Source organism: Pseudomonas sp. GW821-FHT09E04, assembly GCF_059416185.1.
The window spans coordinates 311932-329717 of sequence record NZ_JBWKOR010000002.1; the positions used below are offsets into that span (position 1 = coordinate 311932).

Sequence of the window (17786 nt, forward strand, 5' to 3'; positions counted from 1 at the left end):
TGGGCTAGGCGATGTGGCGCCAGTCGAGCCCTGAATCTTGATCGGCCAGTTGCAGCCAGTCCGGGTCGCACCCGAGGGTGTCGACAAAACATTGCCGGGCCAGCTGCGGCAGGTTGTTCTTGCTGCTCAGATGGGCCAGGACCAGGTGTTGCAGGCCTTGCCAGCCCAACTCGGCCACCAGGAATGCCGCCTGATGGTTGTTCAAATGTCCCAGCTCGCCGCCCACCCGTTGCTTGAGAAAGTACGGGTAATGACCACGGGCCAGCATGTCGCGACAATGATTGGACTCGATCATCAACGCATCGAGGTCCCGATAACCGTCCAGCACCCGCTCACAGTATGAACCCAGGTCGGTCAACAGGCCGAAACGCCGCTCACCATCGCTGAATACATATTGAGTCGGTTCCTGTGCATCATGGGCCACGGCAATGACCCCGATGTCCAGAGCACCGATCTGCAGCTGCTCGCCGCCGGCCACGAAGCCTGCGGGTTCAATCGGTTTGCGCATCCCGCGCAGTGTGCCGCGACTGAGGTAGACCGGTAGATTGTAGCGCCGAGACAGTAAACCCACGCCATGCACGTGGTCGGCATGTTCGTGGGTTACGAGTATCGCGCTCAGTTGCGCCGGGTTCACACCCAGGCGCAGCAGGCGTTTTTCGGTTTCCCGCAGGGAAAAACCACAATCCACCAGCACATACGTATCAGCACTGGCGATCAGCGTGCCGTTCCCTTGGCTACCGCTGCCGAGAACGGCAAAACGCATTGGATCAGCCCAGATTGTCCTGAATCACGCTCAACACTTTGCGGGCCACATCGGCCGGGGCAACGGTGTTGATGTTTTTCTCGACGGTGACCTGAACGTTGTCGCCAACCTTGCTCAGGCGAACCTGATAACGCTCGGCACGGGCTTCAACTTCTTCCTTGGTCGGCGCACTGCCGAACAGGCTGCTGAAGAAACCAGGCTTCTCGTCTTTCTTCTCGGCTTTTTCGGCCAGGTTGATGTAGTACAGGCCCAGGCTGCGGTTGATGTCTTCAACGCGCCACTGACCTTGCTCCAGCGCACGACCGACGCTCGACCAGGCACGATCCAGATCCGAACCGACGTTCAATACCGGGTTGCCACTGCCGTCTTCGCTGAGGCTGACACGGCTCGGGGTATCGAAATCACGCGACGCCAGCATCGACACCGAACCGCCCTTCTCGGAAGTGCGGCTCATGCTCGCGAGCATGTCGTCGACCAGCGCAGCGTCCAGGCCAGTGTTGACCGAACGGTTGGTGAAATCGACATTGGCGGTGCTGCCGGCAGGACGCTCGGCGCTGACCACGTAAATTTCACTGGTATTGCGCTGCACGCCCGGCTCGATGCGTACCCGCACGCGGGTTTCGCTGTCGGCACCGACGCCGGCGGCGCTCAGGCGCTTGGCCATGGCGGCGGACAGTTCGTCGGAATGCTGCCAGGTGGTGGTGAATTCGCCGGTTTGCGGACGCTGTTCATCCAGACGGAAACCGTTGTCCTGGAAGAACTGCACAGCCACTGGCCAGACTTCGGCCGGTGGATGCTGGCCCATGACCCAGCGCGAATCACCGCTCTTCTGCAGCGAGTAGTCGCTGGCGTCGGCAATCGCCGACAGCGGTTGAGGACGCGGAACCACATATTCGCCGGTAGCGGTGTCGTCGGCTACGTTACGCGGGATCGGCAGCAGCGGATCCAGGCGTTTGGAGGTGCTGACATCCGGTGGCAATTGCATCGGTGCAGTCTGTTTCGCTTCCAGGTAGTCGCTACCACGGTCACGGAAATAACCTTCCGGGCCCCAGATCCATCCGCAGCCACTGGTGCTGGAGATAATCAAGGCAAGTGCGGAAAGTCCGGCCATTCGCTTCATGCGTTGTACTTCCTCAATTAAACCAGGACGCTGCACTGGCGCAGGGCCGAGCGCAACGTTTCATGACAAGGAGCGCTCAGCCAGGTCAGCGGCAGGCGGATGCCTTCGTGCATCAGGCCCATTTCGACCAAAGCCCACTTCACCGGAATCGGGTTGGCTTCGATGAACAGGTCCTTGTGCAGCGGCATCAGTTTTTCGTTGATGGCCCGTGCGGTCTCGGCGTCGCCCTTGAGCGCGGCCTCGCACAGGTCGGCCATTTCGCGCGGGGCGACGTTGGCGGTGACGGAGATGTTGCCTTTGCCGCCCAGCAGGATCAGCTCGACGGCGGTCGGATCATCGCCGGACAGCACGATGAAGTCTTTGCTCACGCCGTCGAGGATTGCCTTGGCACGCTTCAGGTCGCCAGTGGCTTCCTTGATACCGATGATGTTCGGCACGGTGGACAGACGGATCACGGTCTCGGCCTGCATGTCGCAGGAAGTGCGGCCAGGCACGTTGTAAAGGATCTGCGGGATGTCGACCGCTTCGGCGATGTGCTTGAAGTGCTGGTACAGGCCTTCCTGGGTCGGCTTGTTGTAGTACGGGACTACCAGCAGGCAGGCATCGGCGCCGGCCGCCTTGGCGTTGCGGGTCAGCTCGACGGCTTCGCGGGTCGAATTGGCGCCGGTACCGGCGATGACCGGAATACGACCAGCCACCTGTTTGACCACGGCTTTGATGACGGCAATGTGTTCTTCTACATCAAGGGTTGCCGACTCGCCGGTTGTACCGACCGCGACAATGGCATGGGTGCCGTTCTTGAGATGGAAGTCCACGAGTTTGCTGAGGCTGTCCCAGTCAAGACGCCCTTGTGCATCCATGGGTGTGACCAGTGCCACCATACTGCCCGCAATCATGAAACCGCTCCTGCCGGAAAAAGAGAGCGGTAATGGTACTGGCGCCAAGATGCTTGCACAAGCGAAGTACTGCGCCGCCATTCCCCTTGGCGCCGCTTTTCGCTACCCTTCAGACTTTGATCGGTACTGATCAGCTTGTACGCCGGGTTCCAGCCCCCCGTTTCGGCCTCCCAGGCCCCGTTCCAGTGTCGCCGCCTTACGCTTCCTTATTATTGGAGCCGTAGCGATATACGAATCGGGCCTTCCGGACAGGTATGTCCCGGCACTCAACGCCCTCACCCTACCGACCGCTCATCGCTTTAGGAATGCTGCATGTCCACCCCCACAGTTCGCGAACAATTCCTTGTCGTCAGTGCCCTCGGCGCCAATCCCATGGAGCTGACCAACGTCCTGTGCCGCGCCAGCCATGAAAACCGCTGCGCGGTCGTCACCTCCCGCCTGACCCGTCACGGCGAGTGCAGCGCGCTGATCCTCGAGATCTCCGGCAGCTGGGACGCCCTGGCGCGCCTGGAAGGCAGCCTGCCGGGCCTGGCCAAGAAGCATGCTTTCACCGTAAATGTCGTGCGCAGTGCCGCCCTGGAAAACCGTCCTCAGGCCCTGCCGTACGTGGCTTACGTGTCCTCGGCCTATCGCCCGGACATCATCAACGAGCTGTGCCAGTTCTTCATGGATCACAACGTCGAGCTGGAAAACCTGACCTGCGATACCTATCAGGCTCCGCAGACCGGCGGCACCATGCTCAACGCCACGTTTACCGTGACCCTGCCGGCCGGCACTCAGATCAGTTGGCTGCGCGACCAGTTCCTGGACTTCGCCGATGCCATGAACCTGGATGCACTGATCGAACCGTGGCGCCCACAGAACCCAATGTAAGGAAGCTTTCATGGCCGTAGCTATCGATCAACCGGTTGCCGATTTCGAAGCGCCCGCCACCAGCGGGCAGACCGTCAGCCTTTCGGCCCTCAAGGGCAAGCAAGTGGTGATCTACTTCTACCCGAAGGACAGCACCCCGGGCTGCACCACCGAAGGTCAGGGCTTTCGTGATCAGTACGCGGCGTTCAAGGCTGCCAACACGGAAATCTTCGGCATCTCCCGCGACAGCCTGAAGTCCCACGAGAACTTCAAGTGCAAGCAGGAGTTTCCGTTCGAGCTGATCAGCGACAAGGACGAAGCCGTCTGCCAGCTGTTCGACGTGATCAAACTGAAAAAGCTCTACGGCAAGGAATACCTGGGCGTTGATCGCAGCACGTTCCTGATCGACAAGAATGGCGTACTGCGCCAGGAATGGCGCGGCGTGAAGGTGCCGGGCCACGTTGATGCAGTTTTGGCTGCTGCTCAGGCGCTGAACAAGGCCTGATCCTTTCGGCGCCCTGGCGGGCGCCGAATCGCTTTCAGAGTAGCGGCGCCACCACCGGCTCCTTGCGCGGCCACGCATCCAGCACAGCCTTGAACAGCGTCGCCAGCGGAATCGCGAAGAACACACCCCAGAAACCCCACAACCCGCCGAACAACAGCACCGCGCAGATGATCGCCACCGGGTGCAAGTTGACCGCTTCGGAAAACAGCAACGGCACCAGCACGTTGCCGTCCAGCGTCTGGATGATCCCGTAGACCGCCATCAAATAGATGAACTGATCACTCCAGCCCCACTGGAACAGCGCAATCAGCATCACCGGCACAGTCACCACCACCGCCCCGACATACGGCACCACCACCGACACGCCCACCAGCAACGCCAGCAGCGCCGCGTAGTTCAGCCCGAGGGCGACGAAGGCGATGTAGGTCACCCCGCCACAGATCACGATCTCGATGACCTTGCCACGAATGTAGTTGGCGATCTGCCGGTTCATTTCCTCGGCAACCCGAGTGATCAGCGCCCGCTCACGCGGCAAATAGCCGCGCACCCACTCGCCGATCATCACCCGATCCTTGAGGAAGAAGAACACCAGAATCGGCACCAGGACCAGGTAAATCATGATGTTCACCAGCAGCGGCAGGCTCGACAACGAGAATGTCAGTGCCCACTGGCCGAACTTTCCGATCTCGCCACGCGCCGCTTCGATGGCTTGCAGCACCTGCTCGTCGGACACCAGATGTGGATAGCGCTCCGGCAGCAGCAACAGCAGCGATTGCCACTTGGCGAGCATGCCCGGTAGCTCATTGAACAACGTGATCAATTGATGCCAGAGCAGCGGCAGTACGACGACGATGAACAGCATCAGCACGCCCATGAACAGCGCAAACACCAGCCCCACCGCTGCGCCACCGGGCATGCGCAGACGCTCCAGGGTAACCACCAGCCCCTGCATCAGGTACGCCAGCACCATCCCCGCCAGCACGGGCGCGAGCATTCCGCCAAGGGTAAGCACGGCGGTGAAGGCGAGAAACAACAGCACCGCCAGCACCACGGCTTCCTCATCGGAAAAGTAGCGCTGAATCCAGTCGCGTAACACTTTGAACATCAATAATCCTTAGGTCTTTTACGCTGTCGGTTTCAGGCTTTTTTCAACCAGTAACGGTAGACGCCCGCCTCGTCTTCTTCACGCAGCAGCGTATGACCGGCCAACCGGGCAAAGGTGCGGAAGTCGCGTTGCGAGCCGGCGTCAGTGGCGATCACCTTGAGTACCGCGCCGCTGGGCAGCTTGTTCAATTCCATCTTGGCCTTGAGCAACGGCAACGGGCAATTCAGGCCGCTGGCGTCCAGTTCACAGTCATGGGCTACAGCGTCGATCATGCGTTACTCCGGTTCAGAGGGTCAGGCTGCCTAGAATATCTGGTCGCAAGCCCGGTGTCCGGCTACAGTAAGGTCTTTGTCGACTAAGGCTTTGTGCATGACATTTTTGCGCCCTACCCTGCTGACGCTCGCTTGCCTGCTCGCCTCACCGGGCTTTGCCGACGACCTGCCGTCACTCGGTGACGCCAGTTCTGCCATCGTCTCGCCACAACAGGAATACCAACTGGGCCGCGCGTGGTTGGCGCTGCTGCGCAGCCAGGTTTCACAGCTCAACGATCCACAGCTCAAGGACTACGTCGAGTCCAGCGTCTATAAACTGGTGGAAACCAGCCAGGTCAACGACCGACGCCTGGAATTCATCCTGATCAACAGCCCGCAGCTAAACGCCTTCGCGGCACCGGGCGGGATTGTCGGGGTCAACGGCGGTCTGTTCCTCAATGCCCAGACCGAAGGTGAATATGCCTCGGTACTGGCTCACGAACTGGCTCACTTGTCCCAGCGCCACTTCGCCCGAGGCGTCGAGGCGTCCCAGCGGATGCAGGTGCCGATGATGGCCGCGTTGCTGGCCGGGATCGTCATTGCGGCCGCCGGTGGTGGCGAGGCCGGGATCGCGACCATCGCCGGCACCCAGGCGGCGGCGATCCAGTCGCAACGGACCTTCTCGCGCCAGAACGAACAGGAAGCCGACCGCATCGGCATTCTCAACCTGGAGAAGGCCGGCTACGACCCGCGCTCCATGCCGACCATGTTCGAACGCCTGATGCGCCAGTACCGCTACGACGCCAAGCCGCCAGAATTCCTGCTGACTCACCCGGTGACCGAATCGCGGATCGCTGACACCCGCAACCGTGCCGAGCAGGCCAAACCCGGCGGGATCGAAGACAGCGTGCGCTATCAACTGATTCGCGCGCGGGTGCAACTGATCTACGAGGAAACCCCAGGCCTTGGCGCCAAGCGTTTCCGTGCACAGCTGGATGAGAACCCGAAAAACGACGTGGCCCGTTACGGCCTGGCGATCGCCCAGATCAAGGGTGGCCAGTTGAATGAGGCGCGGGAGAATCTCAAGCAACTGCTGGAGAGGTCGCCGAACGAGATCATCTTCAATCTCGCGCAGGTCGATCTGGATATCACCAACAATCGCCTGGCGGAGGCGCAGTCGCGGGTCGACCGCATGCTGACGCAGTATCCGGGCAACTACCCGTTGAATCAGGTGCGAGTCGATCTGTTACTGAAACAGAATCGCACCGCCGATGCGGAAAAAGCCCTCGAAGGTCTGCTCAAATCACGCCCGGACGATCCGGACGTCTGGTATCAGGTGGCTGAAACGCGCGGTCTGTCAGGCAATATCATCGGCCTGCATCAAGCTCGCGCCGAGTACTTCGCGCTGGTTGGCGACTATCGCCAGGCCATCCAGCAACTGGACTTCGCCAAACGCAAGGCTGGCAGCAACTTCCCGCTTTCGTCGCGTATCGATGCGCGTCAGCGCGAGCTGATGGAGCAGGAACGCATGATCAAGGACATGATGGGATAAGCCTGATCCAGGAAAAACGCCGGACACAAAAAAACCGCCTCTTTCGAGGCGGTTTTCTTTTACTCAACCGCTATTGAATCATTCAGCCAGCTTGAACGTGATGAAGCTGGCACGACCCTGACGCAGAACCCGCATCGACACGGAGCGATTCTTCGGCAGTGCCTTGGCGATCTCGGAGAACTCCTTGGCCGAACCAATGGCCTGGTTGTTCAGGTGAGTGATGATATCGCCTGGCTGCAGGCCGATCAGGGCGGCAGGACCGTCCTGCACCTCCTTGATCACCACACCACCCTTGAGGTCGTAGGTTTTCTTCTGCTCGGCAGACAGTTCAGCGACCGAAACACCCAGACGATTGCTGTTGGTCTCGACACCGGACTTCGGCAGGGCATCCAGCTCCTTGTCTTCGTCAGGAATCGCGCCGACGGTCAGCTCGACATTCTTGCGCTTGCCTTCACGGATCACTTCCAGATTGGCCTTGGCGCCAGCCTTCAGCGCGCCGACCAGATGAGGCAGGTCAGCGGACATGACGATCGGTTGACCGTTCATGCTCAGGATCACGTCGCCCACTTGCAGCCCGCCCTTGGCAGCTGGACCGTCATCCTGGATCTGCGCCACCAGCGCACCGGCCGGTTTTTCCAGACCGAACGACTCGGCCAGATCCTTGTTCACTTCCTGAATGACCACACCCAGCCAGCCACGGCTGACTTTGCCACCGCTTTTCAACTGGTTGGATACGTCCATGGCAACGTCGATCGGAATGGCGAACGAAACGCCCATGAAGCCACCGGAACGGGTGTAGATCTGCGAGTTGATCCCCACCACTTCACCGTTCAGGTTGAACAGCGGACCACCGGAGTTGCCCGGGTTGATCGGCACGTCGGTCTGAATGAACGGCACATAGTTTTCGTTTGGCAGGCTGCGGCCAACGGCGCTGACAATGCCTTGGGTCACCGTGTGATCGAAGCCGAACGGCGAGCCGATCGCCACGACCCACTGGCCGGCTTTCAGATCCTGAGATTTGCCGAGTTTGAGTACTGGCAGATCCTTGCCTTCGATTTTCAGCAGGGCCACGTCGGAGCGTGGGTCGGTGCCGATCAGCTTGGCTTTCATTTCACTGCGATCCGCCAGACGAACGAGGATTTCGTCGGCGTCGGCAATCACGTGGTTGTTGGTCAGGATGTAGCCATCCGGCGAGATGATGAAGCCCGATCCCAACGATTGAGCTTCACGCTGGCGATCACCCCGGGGAGAACGCTGTTGCGGCGGCATCCCGCGCTCGAAGAACTCGCGCAGCATCGGCGGCAAGCCTTCCAGGTCCGGCATCTGCTGGTTCACTTTGCGATCCGGCAGCTTTTGCGTGGTACTGATGTTCACCACCGCAGGCGAGGCCTGTTCGACCAACTGGGTGAAATCCGGCAGGTTGGCCGGGCTGGCCGCTTCAGCCGCCTGGGCTGCAGGAACAGCCTGACCGAGCACCAGCACGGTGGCGACGATGGAGAGATAAGACTTCAAGCTTGGTATCGACATACAGCTCCCGTTACGACGAGCAGGGTTAAGCGATATGGAGCAAGGAACACCGGGAACTACAGGCCGGCATTTTTGTTCCGGGAACAACAAAACAAGGCCAGAGCCGTGAGGCTCTGACCTATAAAAAATTTTCGGATTATTTGCAAATGAAAATGCTCAGCAAACATTTCACGTCTCGAAAACGAGGTGGAAACAGCTGGAATCAGCTCACTGCTTGCTGGTTGCAGCGCCATCATTGCGTATCGACAAGGCAATCCGCTCAGCGGTGCCGATTGGAATCTCGCCGACAACCGTCACCATCACTTCACCTTGAGGCGTGGTCAAGCGACGGGATACGGCAACGGTAGGGCCCAACTGAGTCCGGGTATCGGTGACGGTTGCACCGTTCAGCGGCTCGAGGAATACAGAGAAACGCGCCAGACCATCGTCATACAGCAGGCTGTTGACCTGCGTCTTGGTCTCGGGATCCTTGTGCGAAGAACTGCTGGTGAGTTCAAAGCCAGGAGGCAGCCAGTCAGAGCGCCAGACCTGAGCGGTCTTGACGGCAGAAGCCTTGTCGCCTTCAAGGTTCACAGGCTTGCAATCGGAATCGGCCTGGAGATCCTTGTCGGACGGAACCTCAGAAGTCTCCAGTCGAGTGAACTGGAACCTTTCAAGCAATTGCCCGTTGTCGTTGAGCAGCAATGACTTGAGCGGCAAGCCCGTTTCCTTGTCCAGATGCAGCTCGAATCCATAGCGATGCTGATCGCGTGGCGTCAGCGACACGATCACCGCCTCACGCCCGGCCACACGCGACTTGCCGATGACGGCAAGGTCATACCAATTCTTCAGCTTTTGAGGATCAAGAGGACGAGCGGCAGAGCTGGGAGAGTCCCCCAGTCCCGCAATCAGGGTGCCGCTGACGCATTGAGTATGCCCATCAACGCGCACGACTTCCTGAGCCGAGCCGTCGAGCTGAAGCAAACGCTCGCGGACCTGACCATTCTGGACACGATGCCAGATGTTATGGGTAGAGAAACTACCGTTACGCTCGTAAACGAATGTGCCGTGAAAGCTTTGCTGCTGCTCGGCCTGGCCCAGACGGGTCAGCCAATCCTGGGCCTCATCGGCGTGGGCTGGAACGATGAACCAGCCACTGAGCAGAAGCGAAAGTAGAGGTATGGCGCGCATGATCCTCCTTAACGGTTTTCCAGGCTTGCTGCACGCGCGTAAGGCAATGCGCTTTCAGTACCTTTCAGCGCAGCTTGTTGAGCGTGTTGGCGCAGGTAACCTGGTAGACGCTGATCGTGCCAGCCTGGCTGGCCTTGCAGCACACCATTGGCCATAGGGCCGGTGGCTTCCGAACTCTCATTGTAGCCTGCCAATACAGCCGGGCCTTTGACTTGAGGAACGGCCAATGCAGGCTGATTGGATTGCTGCGCCAGTTCAACACCGGCAATTTCGTCGTGGTTATACAGACGAACACCCGCCAGAACGGCAACGGTCACCGAGGCTGCAACGGCCAGACGACCCAGGCTGCGCCATGGACCGCGGGACACTTTGGCTGGAGTGGCTTCGTCTTCCAGCGCAGCAGACACTGCCGCAGCGAGATCCAGGCGTGGAAGCAGCAGATCCTTGTGCATGGCTGCCCGAGCGATCTGATAACGAGCCCAGGTTTCACGGGTTTCAACATCGTCCAGTGCATTGAGCACCCGACGCAATTCCAGTTCGTCCGCTTCGTTATCCATCACTGCGGACAGCGATTCCTGCAGGGCTTCACGACTCATGGCGTTCCTCTCTTGGCTGTCGCCGCTGTCTTTAGTTTTCCTGCAACAACGGCTGCAGGGCTTTATCGATGGCCTCCCGGGCGCGGAAAATCCGGGAGCGCACGGTACCAACCGGACATTGCATGACGCTCGCGATGTCCTCGTAACTCAGACCGTCGAATTCGCGCAAAGTTAAAGCCGTGCGCAAATCCTCTGGCAGTTGCTGAATGGTTCGATGGACGGTGCCTTCGATCTCATCCCGCAGCAATGCGCGTTCAGGAGATTCGAGATCCTTCAGGCCGTGATCGCCGTCATAGAACTCTGCATCTTCGGAACTGACATCGCTATCCGGCGGCCGGCGGCCGCGTGAAACCAGATAGTTTTTCGCCGTGTTGATGGCGATGCGGTAAAGCCACGTATAAAACGCACTGTCTCCGCGGAAATTTCCTAGTGCCCGGTAAGCCTTGATAAAGGCTTCTTGAGCAACATCCTGGGCTTCATGGGTGTCGTGCACGAAACGCACGATCAACCCGAGAATTTTGTGTTGATACTTCAACACGAGCAGATCGAAAGCTCGCTTGTCACCGCGCTGAACGCGCTCGACCAGCTGCTGATCCTCTTCCTGGGTTAGCATGAACACTCCTCGATAAACTCGGAGGAAGCTTGCATGACTAAACGACCGGACTTGCAAACATAGACTCGGGCTTTTCGCAAAAGTTCTCCCCCTCCAAGCAAGTTTCCTGCGGGCTCTGATTTGGCACGCACGAAAAACGCAGCGCGGGATAAACCGGCTGCGCGAATAATCTTTTAATCGGCTCGCCGGCTAGAACCCAACCGCAGGTTCCGCATTGAAGCCGACACTGTCCCTTGTTTCGGGCAACTGTCTATTGATCTTGGCCCTCTGGCAAAAGTTCCAAATATTTATAGACGCGCCACGCCGACATTGGGCAACCGTGAGCGGAAAAAGCGTGTTTCATCTGCGATACAGTCGCTTTTTCCCAAAACCGGCGAAAAAAACATCCGACAAAGCGTCCGTATTTTTCCGTCACGGTAGTTTCACAATGCCATATCGGCCCGGCTATTGTGCCGCCCCACCCCTCTATATACTAGTGGGCTGTGTGGCTGTCTCGACTCGCCCATCCGCCTGTCTTGCGCCAACCCCGACCCGGGTCGCTTTGAGCGGAATCCTGAAATGAGCCAACAGTTTCAACACGATGTTCTGGTGATTGGCAGCGGCGCTGCCGGTTTGAGTCTCGCGCTGACCCTGCCCGGTCACTTGCGCATCGCCGTATTGAGCAAGGGCGATCTCGCCAACGGTTCGACCTATTGGGCCCAGGGTGGCGTCGCGGCCGTGCTGGATGACACCGACACTGTCGAATCCCACGTCGACGACACGCTCAATGCCGGTGGCGGCCTGTGCCATGAAGACGCGGTACGTTTCACTGTCGAGCACAGCAAAGAGGCGATCCAGTGGCTGATTGACCAGGGCGTGCCGTTCACCCGAGATGAGCAGTCCGGCACAGAAGATGGCGGCTTCGAGTTCCATCTCACCCGCGAAGGCGGTCACAGCCACCGCCGCATCATTCACGCCGCCGATGCCACCGGTGCTGCGATCTTCACAACCTTGCTGACCCAGGCCAAACAACGCCCGAACATCGAGCTGCTGGAACAGCGCGTCGCCGTCGATCTGATCACCGAACGACGCCTGGGACTGGACGGCGACCGCTGCCTCGGCGCCTACGTGCTCAACCGCAAGACCGGCGAAGTCGACACCTACGGCGCCCGGTTCGTGATTCTGGCTTCTGGCGGTGCCGCCAAGGTCTACCTCTATACCAGCAACCCCGACGGCGCCTGCGGTGATGGCATCGCCATGGCCTGGCGTTCGGGCTGCCGGGTGGCGAACCTGGAGTTCAATCAGTTCCACCCCACTTGCCTGTATCACCCGCAGGCCAAGAGTTTCCTGATCACCGAAGCCCTGCGCGGCGAAGGCGCGCATTTGAAACTGCCGAACGGCGAGCGCTTCATGCAGCGTTTCGACCCGCGCGCCGAACTGGCGCCACGGGACATCGTCGCTCGGGCCATCGACCATGAGATGAAGCGCCTGGGTGTCGATTGCGTGTATCTCGACATCAGCCACAAACCCGAAGCGTTCATCAAGACGCACTTCCCGACGGTTTACGAGCGTTGCCTCGGATTCGGCATCGACATCACCAAGCAACCGATCCCGGTTGTTCCGGCGGCGCACTATACCTGCGGCGGCGTGATGGTCGACCAACAGGGCCGCACCGACGTGCCCGGGCTGTACGCCATCGGCGAAACCAGCTTCACCGGCCTGCACGGCGCCAACCGCATGGCCAGCAACTCGCTGCTGGAATGCTTCGTCTATGCCCGTTCCGCAGCCGCGGACATTCTCGAGCAGTTGTCCGATATCGGCATCCCCCGCGCCCTGCCCGCCTGGGACGCAAGTCAGGTGACCGACTCCGACGAAGACGTGATCATCGCGCACAACTGGGACGAGCTGCGGCGCTTCATGTGGGACTACGTCGGCATCGTACGCACCAACAAACGCCTGCAACGCGCACAACATCGCGTGCGTCTGTTGCTAGACGAAATCGACGAGTTCTACAGCAACTATAAAGTCAGTCGCGACCTGATCGAGCTGCGCAACCTGGCGCAAGTGGCGGAATTGATGATCCGCTCAGCCATGGAGCGCAAAGAGAGCCGAGGCCTGCATTACACCCTCGACTACCCGGATCTGCTGCCCGAAGCCCTCGATACTATTCTGGTGCCGCCCACCTACGCCGGCTGAACTTGAGGCGTACTCGCAGGCGTCGATGCAAATCCGCCGCCTGCGAGTCCCGGGGCACGCAGATCGACCTGACCCGCCACTCCCCACGCAATCGAAAGCGCAAAACCACGATCAATGGCAGCGCCAGGCTGTCCGGGCGCAACTGCACCGGCTGCCAGCCATCGGCCTGATTCCACAGCTGCCAGCCATCGGCGTCACGACGCAATCCGCAGAAAGCCTTGGGATGACTCAACAGAATCTGGCGGGGCAACACCCATGCGGCATGGCTCAGACAGGCTACCGCCCCAAGCAGACTGACCCAGAAAGGCAGGACAAGCAGAAACAGAGCGCACAGGGCAAACGCCTGGGCCAGGAGATACGCCGCCAGCAATTGCCGTGAGGCCTGCCAGCGGCATTCGAACGTGTTACTTGGGCTGGACACGATCCAGAATCATGCGAACCATGCGTTGCAGCTCGGGGTCTTCAGACTCGCTGCGCTCCATGAACCAGCCGAACATGTCCTGATCCTCGCACTCGAGCAGGCGGACATACAGCGCGCGATCCACCTCGTTCAGATTCGCGTAGACCTCTTTCACGAACGGCACCAGCAGCACGTCAAGTTCAAGCATGCCGCGACGGCTGTGCCAAAAGAGGCGATTCAGTTCAACTTGTTCGACCATGGAGCCCTCCTCAAATAGGCGGCAAGTATACAGGCCCGACACGGGGCGAACAGTCGGCTTTGGTCGGGCACCACCGATCCTTTATGAACTACCCATTTCAACACCACCCCCTTATGATGTGCCCCAGTCTATTTACCCTGCGATGACCCATGGCCGATTCTGCTTTTTTCTGCACCCTGTCTCATGAAGGCGTTCTCGCGGTTCGCGGCGCGGATGCCGGCAAATTCCTGCAAGGCCAGCTGACCTGCAACATCAATTACTTGAATGATACCCAGGCCAGCCTCGGTGCCCGCTGCACGCAGAAAGGCCGGATGCAGTCGAGTTTCCGCATCGTGCTTGAAGGCGACGGCGTGCTGCTGGCCATGGCCGGCGAGCTGCTGGAGCCGCAACTGGCGGATCTGAAAAAGTACGCGGTGTTCTCCAAATCGAAACTGACCGACGAAAGCGCCTCCTGGGTGCGCTTCGGCCTCGATCATGGCGATGCTGCCCTGAGCAGCCTGGGTCTGGAACTGCCGGCAGAAACCGACAGCGTGGCCCGCCACGAAGGCCTGATCGCCATTCGCGTCTCCCCGAACCGTGCCGAACTCTGGGTGCCGGCCGATCAGTCCGACAGCATCAAAGGCAAACTGTCCGCACAACTGAGCGAAGCCGAACTCAATCAATGGCTGCTGGGCCAGATCCGCGCCGGTATCGGTCAAGTCATGCCGAGCACCCGTGAGCTGTTCATCCCGCAGATGCTCAACCTGCAAGCCGTCGGCGGCGTGAGCTTCAAGAAAGGCTGCTACACCGGCCAGGAAATCGTTGCGCGCATGCAATACCTGGGCAAGCTCAAGCGTCGCCTGTACCGCGTGCAACTGGACGCCAGCGAACTGCCGGAGCCGGGCACCCCGCTGTTCGCCCCGAGCCACGGCAGCTCCATCGGCGAAGTGGTGCTGGCCGCCCGCGCCGAGAAAAATATTGAACTGCTGGCGGTGTTGCAGGCCGAAGCTGCCGAAGCGGGCGATTTGCATCTGGGCACGGCCGAAGGTCCGACGCTGCACTTGCTCGACCTGCCTTACGAACTGGATCGCGACCGCGAAATCCAGCGTTGATCGCAGTATTTGTGCAACACCCTAGAGAAACGACATGAGTGAGCTGGCGGATAAGGTCCAACAGGATTTGGTTGAGGCCATCGATAACGATGACCTGGTTCTGCCAACGTTACCGGAAGTGGCCCTGCAGATTCGCAAGGCCGCTGAAGACCCGGATATCAGCGTCAGCGACCTGAGCAAAGTGATCGGCCGTGACACGGCGCTGTCGGCGCGCCTGATCAAAGTGGTCAACAGCCCGTTGCTGCGCGCGACCCAGGAAGTCACCGACCTGCACACCGCGATCACCCGGCTGGGCGTCAACTACAGCAGCAACCTGGCGATCGGTCTGGTGATGGAGCAGATCTTCCACGCCCGCTCCGACGTGGTCGAACAGAAGATGCGCGAAGTCTGGCGCAAGAGCCTGGAAATCGCCGGGGTCAGCTACGCACTGTGCCGCCGCTATACCCAGCTCAAGCCTGATCAGGCCGCGCTGGGCGGACTGGTGCACCAGATCGGTGTGCTGCCAATCCTGACCTATGCCGAAGACCACTACGAATTGCTGTCCGACCCGGTCAGCCTCAACCATGTGATCGACCACATTCATCCGCTGCTGGGCGACAAATTGCTGCGGGTCTGGGAATTCCCCGAGCGGCTGGTGGAGTTGCCGGGGCTGTATCAGGATCTGAAACGCGATTCGTCGCAGATCGATTACGTGGATCTGGTGCAAGTGGCCAGCCTGTATTGCCACAAGGACACTGACCACCCCCTCGCCCGCATCGACCCTTTCAGTGTGCCGGCCTTCCGCAAACTGGGGATCGATCCTGACAACAAAGTGCTGTGTGCCGACCTGGAAGAATCGCGGTCGATGTTTTACTGATCCCTAGCCGGCAATAAAGCTCACCCGCACCTTCAACCCCGCCCGCTCGCCATCGTGCAGCGTGATCTGCGCCAGATGCGCGCGGCAGATTTCCCCGACAATCGCCAGCCCCAGCCCGGAACCGGCGACCTGCTGGTTGCGTCGGTAGAAACGCTCGAACACCCGGTCACGCTCATCCTGCGGAATGCCCGGGCCGTCGTCTTCAACCTCCAGCACTGCCGGCGACAGCACCCGCAAGATCACGTTACCGCCCGACGGCGTGTGCGCCAGCGCGTTGTCCACCAGATTGCTCAACAGTTCGTTGAGCAATGTCGGCTCGCCGCGCAGCCAGACCGGTTCGTCCGCTTCCAGCGCCAACGCCACGCCGCGAGCATGGGCCAGCGGCGCCATGGCCATGCCCAGCTCCCGGGCCAATTGGCTCAGATCAAGCAACTGCGCGCCGCCCTCGGCAATCGCCCGGGCGCCGTTCTCCACCCGTGCCAGTGATAGCAATTGGTTGGCCAGATGGGTCAGGCGATCCGTGCTTTGCGCCGATGATTCCAGCGTGTCGCGCCAGGTCTGCGGCTCGTTTGAGCGCAGGCCCAACTCAAGTCGCGCCTTGAGCGCCGCCAGCGGCGTGCGCAGTTCGTGGGCCGCATCGGCGATGAATTGCGCCTGACGCTCGAACTGCCCGCGCAAGCGCTCGGTGAAGTGATTGAGCGCCCGCACCAACGGCCACAGTTCGTGCTGCACCTCCACCAACGGCAAGGGCCGCAGATCGTCGGGCTGACGCTCTTCGACCGCGGTGCGCAAACGCTCGATCGGACGCAACGCCGCGCTGACCGCAAACCACACCAGCAACAATGCGCCAATCGCCAACATGCCCAATCGCAGCAAGGTGTCGGCCGCCAGACTGCGGGCCATGCTGACGCGTGCTTCGTCGGTTTCGGCGACACGGATTTCCGCCATGCCGTTCATGTTCGGCTCGGTCACGGCTTTCAACAGACTGACGACGCGCACGTTCTGCCCCTGATACGTGGCGTTGTAAAAACGCGCGAGCGCCGGGTAGCTGTCGGTTCTCGGCGTCCCCGGTGGTGGGCCTGGCAGGTTTTCGTAACCGGAAATCAGCTTCTGATGGATGTCGTTGACCTGGTAATAGATGCGTCCCGCGCTGTCGTAGGCGAAGGTGTCGAGGGCCACGTAAGGCACGTCGGCGCTGAGGCTGCCGTCTCGCTGCGAGAGGCCGGCGGCGATGGTCCGCGCCGATGCCAGCAAAGTGCGGTCATAAGCGGTGTCGGCAGCTTCGCGACCGTTCCAGTAAGCGCTCAAGCCGCTGGCCAGCATCAACACCACCAGCAACAGCGCAAGGTTCCACAACAACCGCCAGCGCAGGCTGCTGGGCTTATGCATCACGGCTTTCCAGCAAGTAGCCAAGACCGCGGAAGGTCACGATGGCCACCGCATGGCCGTCGAGTTTCTTGCGCAGGCGATGCACGTAGATTTCGATGGCGTCGGGGCTGGCCTCTTCGTCGAGACCGAACACTTGCGACGCCAGTTGTTCCTTGCTCATCACCCGGCCCGGGCGCGCGATCAGCGCTTCAAGCACCGCTTGTTCGCGGGAGGTCAGCGTCAGCAGTTCTTCGCCGAGGGTGAAGCGCCGGGTATCCAGATCGTAAGCCAGCACCCCACAACGCTGCTGCCGTTCGCCGCCGAGCACACTGCGGCGCAGCAGGGCTTTGACCCGCGCCTCAAGCTCGGTCAGTTCGAACGGTTTGGCCAGATAATCGTCGGCACCGAGATTGAGCCCATGGACCCGATCCTTGACGTCGCTGCGGGCCGTGAGCATCAGCACCGGCAGGTTCTTGCCCCGGGCCCGCAGACGCGCCAGCACTTCAAATCCGTCCATGCGCGGCAGGCCGACATCGAGGATCGCCATCGCGTACTCCTCGCTGCCCAAGGCCAGGTCAGCGGCCACGCCATCGTGCAACACGTCCACGGTCAGACCGGTGCTCTTGAGCGCCTGGGCGACACTTTCGGCCAGTGGCAAATGGTCTTCGACGAGCAGAACACGCATGG

At 60.4% G+C, this 17786-nt stretch carries 19 protein-coding genes; 6 read left to right on the forward strand and 13 right to left on the reverse strand.

Annotated features, from left to right (window positions below; translation table 11 throughout):
• Positions 1-4: 4 nt before the first annotated feature.
• The 3 genes from AC07N4_RS07750 to dapA are packed head-to-tail and all read right to left on the reverse strand — an operon-like array spanning position 5 to position 2779.
• Positions 5-763, reverse strand: a complete 759-nt coding sequence (locus tag AC07N4_RS07750) for an MBL fold metallo-hydrolase (protein ID WP_096819404.1) — start codon at positions 761-763, stop codon at positions 5-7.
• Between the two features lie 4 nt (positions 764-767).
• Positions 768-1883, reverse strand: coding sequence for an NlpB/DapX family lipoprotein (gene bamC / locus AC07N4_RS07755; RefSeq protein ID WP_096819405.1), 1116 nt, complete (start codon positions 1881-1883; stop codon positions 768-770).
• Positions 1884-1900: 17 nt separating this feature from the next.
• Positions 1901-2779 (reverse strand): 4-hydroxy-tetrahydrodipicolinate synthase, encoded by an 879-nt coding sequence (gene dapA / locus AC07N4_RS07760; RefSeq protein WP_096819406.1) that lies wholly within the window; start codon positions 2777-2779, stop codon positions 1901-1903.
• Positions 2780-3091: 312 nt separating this feature from the next.
• On the opposite strand from dapA, the gene AC07N4_RS07765 reads away from it, so the two are divergent.
• The gene (locus AC07N4_RS07765) at positions 3092-3652 is read left to right on the forward strand and encodes a glycine cleavage system transcriptional repressor (RefSeq protein WP_096819408.1); all 561 of its coding nucleotides are present in this window, start codon (positions 3092-3094) and stop codon (positions 3650-3652) included.
• Between the two features lie 10 nt (positions 3653-3662).
• Positions 3663-4136 carry a peroxiredoxin gene (locus tag AC07N4_RS07770; protein WP_096819409.1) on the forward strand — a complete coding sequence of 158 codons (474 nt, stop codon included), beginning with the start codon at positions 3663-3665 and terminating at the stop codon, positions 4134-4136.
• A gap of 34 nt (positions 4137-4170) precedes the next feature.
• Here the strand turns inward: AC07N4_RS07770 and AC07N4_RS07775 are convergent, their stop codons facing one another.
• Positions 4171-5241 (reverse strand): AI-2E family transporter, encoded by a 1071-nt coding sequence (locus AC07N4_RS07775; protein WP_096819410.1) that lies wholly within the window; start codon positions 5239-5241, stop codon positions 4171-4173.
• 32 nt (positions 5242-5273) lie between these two features.
• Positions 5274-5513, reverse strand: a complete 240-nt coding sequence (locus AC07N4_RS07780) for a sulfurtransferase TusA family protein (protein WP_249485001.1) — start codon at positions 5511-5513, stop codon at positions 5274-5276.
• Positions 5514-5610: 97 nt separating this feature from the next.
• Here AC07N4_RS07780 and AC07N4_RS07785 point away from each other — a divergent pair, with 97 nt between their 5' ends.
• Positions 5611-7044: a M48 family metalloprotease gene (locus AC07N4_RS07785; RefSeq protein ID WP_102622211.1), complete on the forward strand. Its 1434-nt coding sequence runs from the start codon at positions 5611-5613 to the stop codon at positions 7042-7044.
• A gap of 78 nt (positions 7045-7122) precedes the next feature.
• Here AC07N4_RS07785 and AC07N4_RS07790 read toward each other — a convergent pair whose 3' ends face one another.
• The 4 genes from AC07N4_RS07790 to rpoE form a co-directional block, all read right to left on the reverse strand.
• On the reverse strand, positions 7123-8571 hold the full coding sequence (locus AC07N4_RS07790) for a DegQ family serine endoprotease (protein ID WP_102622210.1): 1449 nt from the start codon (positions 8569-8571) through the stop codon (positions 7123-7125).
• Between the two features lie 207 nt (positions 8572-8778).
• Positions 8779-9741 carry a MucB/RseB C-terminal domain-containing protein gene (locus AC07N4_RS07795; protein WP_102622209.1) on the reverse strand — a complete coding sequence of 321 codons (963 nt, stop codon included), beginning with the start codon at positions 9739-9741 and terminating at the stop codon, positions 8779-8781.
• Positions 9742-9749: 8 nt separating this feature from the next.
• On the reverse strand, positions 9750-10337 hold the full coding sequence (locus AC07N4_RS07800; RefSeq protein ID WP_096819414.1) for a sigma-E factor negative regulatory protein: 588 nt from the start codon (positions 10335-10337) through the stop codon (positions 9750-9752).
• 31 nt (positions 10338-10368) lie between these two features.
• Complete coding sequence (gene rpoE / locus AC07N4_RS07805) at positions 10369-10950, reverse strand: RNA polymerase sigma factor RpoE/AlgU (protein WP_003172477.1); 582 nt, start codon at positions 10948-10950, stop codon at positions 10369-10371.
• A gap of 558 nt (positions 10951-11508) precedes the next feature.
• Here rpoE and nadB point away from each other — a divergent pair.
• Positions 11509-13125, forward strand: a complete 1617-nt coding sequence (gene nadB / locus AC07N4_RS07810) for an L-aspartate oxidase (protein WP_102622208.1) — start codon at positions 11509-11511, stop codon at positions 13123-13125.
• Here nadB and AC07N4_RS07815 read toward each other — a convergent pair.
• Both AC07N4_RS07815 and AC07N4_RS07820 read right to left on the reverse strand, forming a co-directional pair.
• Positions 13094-13546, reverse strand: a complete 453-nt coding sequence (locus AC07N4_RS07815) for a protein YgfX (protein ID WP_273541121.1) — start codon at positions 13544-13546, stop codon at positions 13094-13096. The genes nadB and AC07N4_RS07815 overlap by 32 nt on opposite strands.
• Complete coding sequence (locus AC07N4_RS07820) at positions 13530-13784, reverse strand: FAD assembly factor SdhE (RefSeq protein WP_007957989.1); 255 nt, start codon at positions 13782-13784, stop codon at positions 13530-13532. The genes AC07N4_RS07815 and AC07N4_RS07820 overlap by 17 nt, the downstream gene beginning before the upstream one ends.
• Positions 13785-13933: 149 nt before the next feature.
• Between AC07N4_RS07820 and ygfZ the strand changes: the two genes are divergently transcribed.
• Together ygfZ and AC07N4_RS07830 are read left to right on the forward strand one after the other, a co-directional pair.
• Positions 13934-14875 (forward strand): CAF17-like 4Fe-4S cluster assembly/insertion protein YgfZ, encoded by a 942-nt coding sequence (ygfZ, locus tag AC07N4_RS07825; RefSeq protein WP_096819417.1) that lies wholly within the window; start codon positions 13934-13936, stop codon positions 14873-14875.
• A gap of 34 nt (positions 14876-14909) precedes the next feature.
• Positions 14910-15731 (forward strand): HDOD domain-containing protein, encoded by an 822-nt coding sequence (locus AC07N4_RS07830; protein ID WP_096819418.1) that lies wholly within the window; start codon positions 14910-14912, stop codon positions 15729-15731.
• Positions 15732-15734: 3 nt separating this feature from the next.
• On the opposite strand, the gene AC07N4_RS07835 is transcribed toward AC07N4_RS07830, so the two are convergent.
• Both AC07N4_RS07835 and AC07N4_RS07840 read right to left on the reverse strand, forming a co-directional pair.
• Positions 15735-17120, reverse strand: a complete 1386-nt coding sequence (locus tag AC07N4_RS07835) for a sensor histidine kinase (RefSeq protein ID WP_493065437.1) — start codon at positions 17118-17120, stop codon at positions 15735-15737.
• Positions 17113-17784: a response regulator gene (locus AC07N4_RS07840; protein WP_192560019.1), complete on the reverse strand. Its 672-nt coding sequence runs from the start codon at positions 17782-17784 to the stop codon at positions 17113-17115. Before AC07N4_RS07840 ends, AC07N4_RS07835 begins: the two co-directional genes overlap by 8 nt.
• Positions 17785-17786: the final 2 nt, after the last annotated feature.